The organism is Psychrobacillus sp. BL-248-WT-3, from assembly GCF_012843435.1.
Taxonomy (GTDB): Bacteria; Bacillota; Bacilli; order Bacillales_A; family Planococcaceae; genus Psychrobacillus.
The window spans coordinates 1-11,260 of record NZ_JABAFC010000029.1; the positions used below are offsets into that span (position 1 = coordinate 1).

The following is an 11,260-nucleotide window of genomic DNA, read 5'->3' on the forward strand; positions in this document are numbered from 1 at the left end:
TATTTTCGTAATTTTGCATAATGATCATCTCCTATAGGAAAGTTATGGTCATTTACACAAAATTTTATACGTTCTCCGTTTTTCTGTTGGTTATGGGACACTTTGCATGAGGTTATGGGCGCCTGGCAAGTTTACGGGCTATTTTGATTAATTTATGGGCTATTTTCTGGTGCTTATGGGACACTCTCCTTCCCTTTATGGGACACTTTAGATGAAGTTATGGGCTCTTTCAGGATTTATGGGCGCATTCTATTGATTTACGGGCGCTTCCCGATTGGTTATGGGACATTTTGCATGAGGTTAGGTGCACTTTTCCACTTTTTATGTGACACTTCCCAAGCGTTTAGGTGAGATTTTTGAGATTTTAGGAGTGGTTTGCTGACTTAGTTGCGATTTCTATGGATTTAAGTGCACTTTCCACATTCTTAAATACACTTCCCCTTTTTTTTATAATGTGCCAAAACAAAACAGAGCCGAGGCATACAACTACCTCGGCTCTCACTATCATTACTCCCCTTTAAAGGCAGGTTTACGCTTTTGCACGAATGCTTGTATGCCTTCTTGGTGGTCTGTGGTTTTACGCATTGCTGTTTGACCTTTTGCTTCGCCTCTTAAAATGGCTTGTAGTTCATTTATTTTAGACAGATGCAAGATTTCTTTAGAAGTAATCATTGCTGCTACAGGTGATGCTAACAGCTTTTGGGCATAGGCTGCTGCTGTTGCATGTCCTGCTCCATCTGGCGCTACCTCGTCTACTAATCCTAATTTCTGTGCTTCCTTGCCGTTTAATAATTGTCCGCTCCACATAAGCTGCTTTGCCTTAGGTATGCCGACTCTTTCTTTTAAGAAGAAGTGACCCCCTCCATCAGGTATCAAGCCAATTCCGATGAAGTTCATCGCTAGCTTACTATTTTCCTCGGCGATAATAATATCGCAGCCTAATACCATACTAAAGCCAAGACCAGCTGCCGCACCATGTACGGAGGCAATCGTAATTTGAGGCAATGTATACAAGCTTGTTGCGATACGAGTTAAATAGTCCATGGCAGCTTCTATATCGAGTGGCTTTTCATCGCTGAGCATTGCTTTAATATCCCCGCCAGCTGAAAATGCACGGCCTTCTCCTTTAATGATTAAAACCTGGACAGATTTATTTCCTCTCAGCTCATCAAGAATATCTGCTAATTCCTCCATCATTGTTTCATCCATAGCGTTCATTGCATTTGGTCTGTTTAACGTTAGTGTGGCGATACGACCCTCTTGTTCAAATAGTAAAGTTTTGTACATCATAAAATCCCCTTTGTGAATAGTCATTCATTTTTATAATTCGTCATTAATTACTTTAATCCTTCTTTTTAGCCAATAAAAAAAGCTCTAAGCAAGAAGCCTAGAGCTTTAAATCCATCTTAAATTCCTTCATACAAATCTTGAACTGGTTTTAGTAACACACGATTGATCTCTTCAATCATTTGGCTAAGTGCCATTTCAGATTGTAGCATGTGAAAGATTTTCTCGTTTGTTTGCGCAAGTTGTGCCGTTTTTTGTGCGTATTCAATCTCTTCCCCAGAGATTTCTTCGCCCTTCATTTGCTTTTCTTGTAAGGCAAGCTGAATTTTGCGGAAGCTTTGGAATAATACAAGTGCCTCTTGATCTGATTTTACTGATTCTACTGCTGCTTTCACGTTTGCGAATTCATCTGTTTGGCGTAGTGATGCCTCTAGTTTGTTAATGTCGTCATAAATGTTAATCATGTTTTATATGCTCCTTTTTTAGGCTCTAACACGCCTTTTATTAGCTAGTTAGGAATACGATTAGACCTTGTATAATTCCTATAAGTCCCCCTAATACACCACCGAGAACAGTAATCATTTTGAATTCTCTTTTAGAGATTCCAAGTACGATATCCTCTAATCGTGCAACTGGGAATGAGTCAACCTGCTCTTTAACCATTTCCTCTAGCTTCATTTTACGCAATACTTCCTCTAATTTAGCCTCTGCCTCAACAAAAGCAAAATTAGTTATTTTCGGTACCATTTGGGTCTCGACCCATTCAGAGGCACCAGGGAAGTAATGGTTTAAACTATAATTTAATCTATCTTCAATTGCAAGCTGCTCTCTTAAATATGCCTTGACGTTGACTACTAGTGGATCAAAATCAAAGCCTTCCATCATCTCAGCCAATGGTCGATCCTTAAGCTTCTCCCACTCGTTTTGAACAATGTTTTCGAGCATCACTTTTGTTCCAGGTGCCCGTAGAAACTTTAAAATTTCAGGCTGTACCTTGCCCACAAGTGAGTTGGAATCTCCCATAAACATTTGTATCATATTACCAAGTGTTCCTTTAGTAGAAAGGAAATCATCAATCAGCTTCTTAACTGTACTTTTACCTTCTTCTGATTGGAAAAATTCCTCACCCTTATGAAGAATATAAGAAACAATATCCCCAACCTTGCTATTGGCCTTTTCTTGCCAATCTAGTGGAGCAATTTGACGAATTGTCTCATTCTCTAACTTTGCTAAAATACGATTGAACTGTATATCAACCTGTTCATCTATTTTTGCATTCACAAGAGATGGCACAGATTCAATTCCTGCAAGCTTCAACCAATCATGTACAGTTTTATCTGATTGTAATATATTTTTATTTAGCTGCTTTACAACAAAGTCATTAGCCTTACTCTTCATTGCATCATTAAAGTACTTCTTTTTGAAAATATCCGGAGTCAATAAATGCTTGATAACAGTTATTCCTAATTGTTTGGCAAGCTCATCCCGTCGCTTTGGTATCAAACCTGGAGTAAACGGAACTCTCCATGATCCTATATACTTTGCTTCATGTGGTCTAAATAGCATTTTAATGGCAAAATGGTTAGTAACCGCTCCAATTGCTGCTCCAACGACTGCCATGAATATGATTGTCCATAAAAAACCCATCCATCTCACCTTTTTCCTCTAGCTTCTAGATTATTATAGCAGAGGAGGGAGAAACACAAAAACAATTAGAGTGCATTGTACATCATCGAAAATCGAATGGCATGCTCTGTTTCATCATGCATAGCACAAAAAAGAGGTGCATATGCTTGTTGAATCGGTATTTGGAGCAGCATTTCCTTATAAACTTCCGCGGTTTCCAATTCATCCTTGACTGACTGCTTGACACAGGATTTTAAATCTTCACACGGGGGAACTTTCTGTAAGTTTTGAACAAAACTTCCTGTAAGCATATAATAGAGTTGTTGAAACATTTCATAATGGCTTTTTTCGTCCTCGTACACGTGCTCGATGAATTCTTGCCAGTATGGATCGTCCGTCAGCTTATACATATCCATATAATGATGATAATCCGCGTACTCATTTTTAATTGCTTGTTCCAGTTTTTCAATAAACAATTAGATGCTCCTTCACTAGTCATTTATACTAGTGTATGCGAGCAAATTCACTCACATGAAAGGTATGATTATATTGCTACAACATTTCAGCTTTAAATCACTCTATGACAACAAACAGCTGCCCGGCTGGTCAGTTTCTTTCTTTTACAAGCAACAAAGATTTGCTGCGGAATACGAACCGGATGGCACGATTAAGTGGCTTGGCGAAACTCCTCCAGACGAGGAAGCAGTCAAAAAAATGATTCATGAGCTTATGCTCTTCCATGTGTACGACTAAACAAGAAAGGTGAACACTCAGTTTATGAATAAAAAATATATAATACCAATAGTCACATTAGTGCTAGCAGCTTTATTAGCTGCTTGTGAAGAATCACCAGAAACTAGTACTGAGCTGGACAACCAGTCCCAAAATAGTGAAGTATCTCAAGACAAAAAATCAGTCTTGGATGAAAACAAAAGTACATCAAATGACACTCAAGAAAATCCAGTGCCTAAGGATTCTACCTTAAAAGAAGAGTACTCCATAAAATTAAACAACACTAAATTAGAGACAGAAAAATTGAAGGCAACTGATTCTTCGACTTATGCGCTAAAAAAAGTGGAAGATGATAGATGGGAACTATGGGATAAACTGTTGAATGAAATATATGGTGAATTAAAGGAGCAATTGTCTCCAGAAGAAATGGAGCAATTAAGAGAAAATCAACGACAATGGTTAAAAGATAGAGATGACCAAGCATTAGAAGCTTCTCTAAAATTTAAAGGCGGGACGCAGGAGCATTTAGAATATGTAGCTGTTCTAGCTAATCTTACTGAAGAAAGATGCTATGAGTTAGTTGATCGTTATATGAAATAATTCAAGAATGTGATTTGAAAGTAAACAACTAAGCCTAAGGTCAAATAAAAAGGCAAAACGTACATACATGGAATGTTTATTCTATATAAAAAAAGAGCTTGGAGGACCAAGCTCTTTTTTCTATATCCTGCAATCAATTCTGTAGCTGTTCAAAAACAGTCCCAATAAACATTTTACCAATATCCTTTATTGCGCGTTCGTCGATGTCGAACTTAGGATGATGATGTGGGTAGGTAGCTTTTAGTTCCTCGTTCCCTCCACCAATGATAAAATAAGCTCCCGGAATCTCGCGTTGATAATACGCATAATCCTCGCTTCCGTTCATCGGTTTCCCTGGAATAATGTTATCAGCCCCTAGAACCTGACTAGCCACCTTCTCTACACGCTTTGTTTCGATAGGGTCGTTAAAGATAGATGGACAATCCTTCACATATTTTAATTCGTACGTAGCGTCAGCAGCTTCGCAAGTGCTTTTAACTACTTGTTCTAGCTTCTGCTCGATTAGTGTGCGCACATCCTCGTCGTAGGTTCTCACTGTCCCTTTTATATAGGCAGTGTCAGGTATCACATTAGTAGTGCTTCCGCTTTGAAAAGAACCAACCGTAATTACTGCAGCCTTTAGTGGATCTACTCTTCTGCTAACAATTTGCTGTAGATTTAATACAACCTGGCTTCCCGTCACTAAAGCATCAATCGTTTCATGAGGAGATGCCCCGTGCCCCCCTTTACCATGAATTGTTATATAAAAATCATCCTGTGCGGAGGAAGCATAGCCTTCTATCACACTAAATGTCCCATAGGGCTGAAGAGACATCACATGTGAACCATAGATAACGTCCACACCATCTAAGCTACCGTCCTTAATCATATATTCGGCACCACCTGGAGTGGTCTCCTCGGCGAATTGATGGATGAACACTACAGTTCCTGGTACCTCGTCCTTGTGCTCACTTAGTACCTTTGCCACCCCTAAAAGTGCAGACGTATGTAAATCGTGCCCACATGCATGCATAACTCCTGGAACTTTTGATTTGTATGCTACTTCCTTCTCATCCTGAATAGGAAGTGCATCAAAGTCTGCTCGAAGTGCGATGGTTTTCCCTGGTTTCCCACCCTTTAGGTAACCTAAAACACCTCTCCCTCCAACTTCCGTTCGAACCTCTAATCCTAAGTTCCTTAAGTAAGCAGCAATTTTTTTAGGCGTCTCCACCTCGTGATGAGAAAGCTCGGGATACATATGCAAATCTCTTCGGAAATCGACTAACTCGGGGTAAATCTCTTCTAATCTATTAAATAACTTTTCCATTGTAATCCTCCTAAATAACACAACTGTATCATGCTGGCCAAAAGAATAGATGAGCAATCGTTACAAAAACTGCTCCCATTATAAATTGTATCAAAATTAATGGCCACAACCAACGAACCCATTTTCCATAAGAGATCTTAGCCATGGCAAGAGCTGCTAATATTAGCCCACTTGTAGGTGCGATAATATTTGTGATTCCGTCTCCCATTTGATAAGCCAATACTGCCGTTTGTCTGCTTACTCCTAACAAATCAGATAAAGGGGCCATAATAGGCATAGTTAAAGCTGCCTGACCACTGCCTGATGTAACAATAAGATTAAGCAATGTTTGCATAACATACATACCGATCGCCGTTAAGCTAGAAGGAAACTTCTCAACTAAATTAGTAATTCCATACAGTATGGTGTCTATTGTATTACTATCGTTTAAAATAACTAATGCCCCATAGGCAAAGCCAACTACTAATGCCCCTACAACTATTTCTTCACAGCCTCGAACAAAGGATTTTGTAATCTCATTAAATTTCAGTCGATTAACCAATCCAATAACGATTGCCATGATTAAAAATAATGCTGAAATCTCTGTTATAAACCATCCAAATTTCAATACCCCAAAAGCCATTCCAACCATTGTGACTACTAGAATCGCAATAATAACTCCTTGAGTTTTTGTGATAGTGTCCTGTTTCATCGCTTCAATATCAATATTTCTATTTTTATCTTCCTCATACATAATACTTTTGGTTGGGTCTTTCCTTATTTTATTGGCATAAATCATTACATATGCAATAGATATTGCCATGAAAGCAATCCAAAAGCCAATGCGTGGACCCATGCCTGAAAAAATTGGAACCTCCGCGATTCCTTGGGCAACTCCAATGGTAAATGGATTCATAAAGGCTGCTGTAAATCCAGCTGAAACCCCAACAATAACCATGGCGGCCCCTACGATGGAATCAAATCCCATAACTATGGCAATCGGCACTAAAATCAAGATGAAAGGTAGTGCTTCTTCAAACATTCCTACTGCTGCTCCAGCCACTCCAAAAAACATCATTACTACTGGAATAATGAGCATTTCTTTTCCTTTCATCTTAGTGGATAAGGAACCAAATGCACCTTCTATCGCCTTTGACTCTCTAAATAGATTGAATGAGCCTGCCACCATAAAAATAAAGAAAATAATTGGAGCAGCTTCGACCATTCCTTTATGTATAGCATTAAATATATCTAAGAAGCCCGCAGGACTAGAATCGATAGTTTGATAGGAGCCGTCTACTACGATTGTACGACCATCTGCATTCTCTACGCGATCATATTGTCCAGCTGGAATAATATAAGTTAATACAGCCATGATTATAACAACGGTAAATAAAATAACGAATGGATGTGGCGCTTCTCTAATCTTTTTCTTTTTTGTGGATACTTCTTTCAAGGCTGTTGTCATTCTAGCTTTCTCCTTTGCTCGTTAAAATTATGTTCCTTTTTTTATCCCACTACGTAGTTTCCCCTTTTCATCCCCTTCTCTATTGTGAACCATTAAAGTTATAGACAATTAAGAATATATAGTCTAATACTTTTAACAAACTTTACTATAAACAAAATTAACATTCAATACAGAATTGAAAAAATATTATATTTAAATATCGTTTCAGCAAAACAAATTCATAAATCTGTTTTTACAATATTCTAATTATGATAAAATTGAGATTAGTAGGAGGTGCTCTTCTTCATGGGTATTCGAAATTTAAAGTACAACCTGTAAGAAATAAAATTACAGGAGGAAAAAGATGCATTCCAATTGGCAACAGAAATTTTATGAAAAACAATTTGATTTTATAAACGATCATAACTACAATGATTCCTTATTTTATCAACAGGAAGCAGAAGCTATTCAGGAACAAGCTGGGAAACCGTTTAAAGCAGTTTTAGAATTAGGGGCAGGCTATGGGAAATTAGCAAATGCAATTGCAGCGTTAGGCAAAAATGTTACTACGATTGAGTTAGCTGACAAAATAGTTAAGTATGCGCTTCAAAACGCACACCCTAGCGTAGAAGCAATCTGTGCTGATTTTTATACTGTAAGGTTGAAAAAGAAATTTGATATTGTGCTCTATATAGATGACTTTGGTGTTGGATCTGATCAAGACCAAGTCAACATACTCAAACGTATATATGACTGGTTGAATATCGATGGAATTGCTTTAATAGATATTTATCAGCCTTTATATTGGAAGAATGTAAATGGAATAGAAATGCAGCCCACAAATGATCCAACAGTTCAACGGCAATACGGGTATATCAAGGAGACTCAATCTATGACTGACACATGGTGGAGTGTAGAGGACGCAGAAGAAAAATTCACACAAATACTAGCATGTTATGCACCCGCACAAATAGATGAGTTGTGTCATCAAGCAGGCTTACAAGTAGTAGGCTACTTTCCTGGAGGGGCAATGGACTACAACACATGGGCCTATCAGCAGGTTGCCAGCTTAGAAAACTGCTTATCTTATCGAATAAAAGTAAAAAAGAAATAATATTTAAAGCAACCTTTGTTTAATCACAAAGGTTGCTTTTATGCTACACACTGTCCAGCTTTTTCCTACCAAAGACCAAAAAGAAATACGTAGAGGCAATCAAGTACAATACTCCTGTAATTGTAAATGTATACGCATAGCCCCAATAGAACCCAAAGGTCATCACAAGACCGGTAGATATAGCTCCTGTACTTGCCCACCCAACATTAAACACCATCTGATTGACCGAATTCGCAAGCCCTTTATATTTATCCTGAACTAACTCCATGGCTATGGCACTCTGAATTGGATTACCCGCATTCATCAGCGCCTGTCGCATTAGGAAGGCAATGGATGCAATTACAAGAGAGTTCGTATAGCCAGTTATAAAAAGGAACGGGATAGATAACAGCTGAAAAATAACGAGCGCCCTCACCTTTCCTACTCGCTTAACTAAAGCAGGCCCTAATAACATCGCCACCGCTGTCATAGCGGATCCTAGTGATAAAATAAGTCCTACATATGAATTCGAAGCATCAAATCGATTAGAAAAATATAAGTTTAGATAAGGAATTACTAGCCCAGAGCCAGTACCTATTAATAAATTTGCAAAGCCAAATAGAATGATAATCTTCACATTTTTTCTGAAGCTGCTTGGCTCAGGTGTTCTTTTGTCATCTTGATTATCCTTTGATGTAGCTCTATTTCCTACCGGATTTAACTTAGTAAGCGGCAGGAGACCTAGAGTAAATATCGTAGCTCCAATTATTAATACATATTTGATGGCATCCACTACAGATAGACCACCTAATGCATGCAGTAAATCAGCTAAGACCCCACCCCCTAGGCTCCCTACTACCCCGGCTAGAGTCATAAGTGAAAAATGAATACTAAATAGATGCATCCGTTCACTGGCGGTTGAATTCTCAGCTAAAAAAGGTATCCCTGATACTTGAACAAGCGCCATAAAGAGGCCCGTAAAAAAAGCAGCATACACTAAAGACTGCTCGCTAACCATCAAACTTCTATAAAATAATGTACCTGCTGCGACCACAGCACCAATCATAATAATTTTCTTTCTTCCAAAACGGTCACTAAGAAAACCGGCAGGCACTAACATGATGGCAGAAGCCAGGGAGGTCATCGCGATAATTTTACCGTTTAACGTTTCCGGAAATCCAAGCTCCTTAATGTATAAATTGTACATTACAGAAAAAACACCCATGCCTATTTGAATCAGAACATTGGCCAGCATAAACATACGAATATTACGATTAAAGGAAACTATTTTCTTTTTCCACTCTACAAACCAAGGAATCATATACTACCTCTTCCATCTATTTCGTTACACTAAATATACGAGTTCCGACAGAAAATTACAATCGCTTAAATTAAATTTTTCGAAATTTTTATAGAAGAAAGAATTTACAAAAGAACTCTTTCTTGTTTTTTATCATTAGCTTTGTATAAAGCTCAAGGTTGCTTTAAGACACAAAAAAATGAGCTAGGATTTTTCTCCAGGCTCATTTAAATTTAATTTCGGCAGTCTCCTAACAGCATAATATGTTAAACTAACCTGCTGCTATAGTTCAATAAAAAAATATGAAGTAAATTATTCTAATAGAAGCCACTCTTTGAAAAACTCAGTATGATCTTCTTGATGGTACTCATTGAAGAATTCTACAAAGGTCTCAGTATCCACATATTGATATTTAAATTCATTAAAATAAGCGGATAAAAATTTAATTGTTTCTTCGTGTCCGCCTCTCTCTTTAAAGAAATCTCGTAAAATTGCAGGGATTTTCCCATATAGCACCGGACCATGATCCGTACCAAACTCCGTAACTGGAATATTAGCAATTTCCTGCTGAGTTTTTCTTTCAGCAAAAATATTTATTTCATTAAATCCTAATTTTTCACCCATTTCACTGGAATCATATCTTAAGGTACGGTATGTCCCCTCCAATAGTGCCGTTAAACTCTCATCTAACCAAGATTCTTCATAAGGATCACTGGAAACCATGAAATAAAACCATTGATGAGCAATTTCATGGATTAATACTCTTTCATGTCTCCCTGGATCAAACCATACTTCTACAATATTTGGGTATTCCATTCCTGAATTATTTGCAACAACATCGAACTCTTTTGTCGGATTATCCCCAATATTTTTTTCCATAAATAAAAACGCTCTTTGAGCATCCATAATCATTTGATGTAAAGTGTCTGGAACATCATAAGGATAAAAATATCTGATTGTTGTATCATTTGCTTGCAATGTCTCACTAATCCATTCTTCCGGATCTAAAAATGCTATATAAAAATCTTTAATATTTGTTCCTTGTGTCTTCCCACTAATGGTAGGCTTAGGTTCACCATCTTCTCCCGAGCTGGCAACCAAGTATTCTCTAGCTAACTCATAAGTAATCTCATAGTCTCCATACCCCGTATCATAGAATTCACCCACATGGTAATAAGGATGTAGTTCCCATTTGTTCGTATACCTACCTAGCATTGGATACCATAATGCTAAATAGAAATTGTTGTCTATTCTCGACAGTCGTTGCCCTTTAAATGGCGGCTTTAATAAATATTCTACTGTTAAAATTGTTTTTTCACCTGGTTGTACATCAGATTTTGGAGTTACATAAAGCATGGTATCGTTCAATTTATATGATAATTCTTCGCCATCTTTATTTCTAATAGAAGAAATCTCTGCTTCTCCTATAGATGAAAGCATAAAGTATTTATTCTCTAGCGTCGTAACATTCGGGATAAAATAAAAACCGATATCCTCCCATACACTTTTGGATTCATTCGTAACTTCAATCTCCGCAGATATGTGAAAACGTAAGTCCTCCGCCTGGTGGATATCTATTTTGTAATTTCCCCTAGAACCTTGGAGTACTGAAATAGATTCCTCTTTTACTTTTTTAGCAGTTGGTTTTTCTTCTGCTTTCACTTCTGGTTCTACTATATCTATTTTAGATTCTTTCTCTAATATAAAGTAACTTCCAACCCCTAAAATGACTGCAGCCGTACAAATAGCAATGAATGCTTTAGTTTTCACTATCTCATCTCCTTTTCTCTACATTCTATCTATTTCAAAAATATCCTTCCTTTATTTTGTAAATTAGTTGAGTCTTTTAACAGATGTGTGGAGAAAAATGCACACACCAACTTCGTTTTT

General features: G+C 37.5%; 11 protein-coding genes. 3 read left to right on the plus strand and 8 right to left on the minus strand.

The genetic code is table 11. The annotated features are described in order from the left end of the window. Positions 1–507 precede the first annotated feature (507 nt). The 4 genes from HF876_RS13690 to HF876_RS13705 all read right to left on the minus strand — a co-directional run bounded on the left by HF876_RS13690 (position 508) and on the right by HF876_RS13705 (position 3,389). Positions 508–1,290, minus strand: coding sequence for an enoyl-CoA hydratase (locus tag HF876_RS13690; RefSeq protein WP_169360622.1), 783 nt, complete (start codon positions 1,288–1,290; stop codon positions 508–510). A gap of 116 nt (positions 1,291–1,406) precedes the next feature. Continuing rightward, positions 1,407–1,751 (minus strand): YlbF family regulator, encoded by a 345-nt coding sequence (locus HF876_RS13695; RefSeq protein ID WP_169360623.1) that lies wholly within the window; start codon positions 1,749–1,751, stop codon positions 1,407–1,409. A gap of 40 nt (positions 1,752–1,791) precedes the next feature. Then, on the minus strand, positions 1,792–2,934 hold the full coding sequence (locus HF876_RS13700; protein WP_169360624.1) for a DUF445 domain-containing protein: 1,143 nt from the start codon (positions 2,932–2,934) through the stop codon (positions 1,792–1,794). Between the two features lie 65 nt (positions 2,935–2,999). Further along, complete coding sequence (locus HF876_RS13705; protein ID WP_169360625.1) at positions 3,000–3,389, minus strand: ferritin-like domain-containing protein; 390 nt, start codon at positions 3,387–3,389, stop codon at positions 3,000–3,002. Positions 3,390–3,462: 73 nt separating this feature from the next. On the opposite strand from HF876_RS13705, the gene HF876_RS13710 reads away from it, so the two are divergent. Then, on the plus strand, positions 3,463–3,666 hold the full coding sequence (locus HF876_RS13710) for a YheE family protein (RefSeq protein WP_169360626.1): 204 nt from the start codon (positions 3,463–3,465) through the stop codon (positions 3,664–3,666). Positions 3,667–3,690: 24 nt separating this feature from the next. Continuing rightward, entirely contained in the window at positions 3,691–4,245 is a 555-nt protein-coding gene (locus tag HF876_RS13715; protein WP_169360627.1) for a lysozyme inhibitor LprI family protein, read from the plus strand. A 133-nt stretch (positions 4,246–4,378) separates the two neighbouring features. On the opposite strand, the gene HF876_RS13720 is transcribed toward HF876_RS13715, so the two are convergent. Further along, on the minus strand, positions 4,379–5,551 hold the full coding sequence (locus HF876_RS13720) for a M20 metallopeptidase family protein (protein ID WP_169360628.1): 1,173 nt from the start codon (positions 5,549–5,551) through the stop codon (positions 4,379–4,381). A 28-nt stretch (positions 5,552–5,579) separates the two neighbouring features. Further along, on the minus strand, positions 5,580–6,998 hold the full coding sequence (locus HF876_RS13725) for a YfcC family protein (protein WP_169360629.1): 1,419 nt from the start codon (positions 6,996–6,998) through the stop codon (positions 5,580–5,582). A gap of 343 nt (positions 6,999–7,341) precedes the next feature. Between HF876_RS13725 and HF876_RS13730 the strand changes: the two genes are divergently transcribed. Next, positions 7,342–8,091, plus strand: a complete 750-nt coding sequence (locus tag HF876_RS13730) for a class I SAM-dependent methyltransferase (protein WP_169360630.1) — start codon at positions 7,342–7,344, stop codon at positions 8,089–8,091. Between the two features lie 43 nt (positions 8,092–8,134). Here HF876_RS13730 and HF876_RS13735 read toward each other — a convergent pair whose 3' ends face one another. Together HF876_RS13735 and HF876_RS19275 are read right to left on the minus strand one after the other, a co-directional pair. Then, positions 8,135–9,391 carry an MFS transporter gene (locus HF876_RS13735; protein WP_169360631.1) on the minus strand — a complete coding sequence of 419 codons (1,257 nt, stop codon included), beginning with the start codon at positions 9,389–9,391 and terminating at the stop codon, positions 8,135–8,137. 291 nt (positions 9,392–9,682) lie between these two features. Next, a complete protein-coding gene (locus HF876_RS19275) occupies positions 9,683–11,140 on the minus strand; it encodes a M1 family aminopeptidase (protein WP_169360632.1) in 1,458 nt (485 codons plus the stop codon). Between the last annotated feature and the right edge of the window lie 120 nt (positions 11,141–11,260).

Bases quoted from the DNA above. Each gene is read 5' to 3' on its own strand.
- HF876_RS13700 (WP_169360624.1), bottom strand. From the start codon at position 2,934: ATGGGTTTTTTATGGACAATCATATTCATGGCAGTCGTTGGAGCAGCA.
- HF876_RS13720 (WP_169360628.1), bottom strand. From the start codon at position 5,551: ATGGAAAAGTTATTTAATAGATTAGAAGAGATTTACCCCGAGTTAGTC.
- HF876_RS13725 (WP_169360629.1), bottom strand. From the start codon at position 6,998: ATGACAACAGCCTTGAAAGAAGTATCCACAAAAAAGAAAAAGATTAGA.
- HF876_RS13695 (WP_169360623.1), bottom strand. From the start codon at position 1,751: ATGATTAACATTTATGACGACATTAACAAACTAGAGGCATCACTACGC.
- HF876_RS13730 (WP_169360630.1), top strand. From the start codon at position 7,342: ATGCATTCCAATTGGCAACAGAAATTTTATGAAAAACAATTTGATTTT.
- HF876_RS13690 (WP_169360622.1), bottom strand. From the start codon at position 1,290: ATGATGTACAAAACTTTACTATTTGAACAAGAGGGTCGTATCGCCACA.
- HF876_RS13715 (WP_169360627.1), top strand. From the start codon at position 3,691: ATGAATAAAAAATATATAATACCAATAGTCACATTAGTGCTAGCAGCT.
- HF876_RS13735 (WP_169360631.1), bottom strand. From the start codon at position 9,391: ATGATTCCTTGGTTTGTAGAGTGGAAAAAGAAAATAGTTTCCTTTAAT.